This is a genomic window from Leisingera sp. ABD4_442 (genome assembly GCF_056160905.1).
Genome location: NZ_JBSWYB010000113.1, coordinates 1 through 273 on the forward strand (window position 1 = coordinate 1; position 273 = coordinate 273).

Consider the following 273-nt stretch of genomic DNA (forward strand, 5'->3'; position numbering starts at 1 on the left):
GACATTCTGGCGGATTACGGCGTCAGCCACCACGGCCACCTGGACCGCAGCCTCGGCATGATCACCCGCAACGGCGGCGACAACACGGTGCTCGGCACCGGCGGCGATGACGGCATCGACGCGGGCGGCGGCAATGACAAGATCAGCGGCCGCGGCGGCGCCGATGTGCTGCAGGGCAGCTGCGGCAACGACACGCTGCTGGGCGGCGGCGGCAATGACGTGCTGGACGGCGGCCATGGCGAGGATACGCTGAAGGGCGGCGGCGGCAACGAC

1 protein-coding gene is annotated in these 273 nt (G+C 71.1%); it reads left to right on the plus strand.

The features are described from left to right. The coding region (locus tag ACXAHG_RS23610) for a calcium-binding protein (RefSeq protein WP_475061274.1) at positions 1-273 on the plus strand (273 nt) is incomplete at both ends.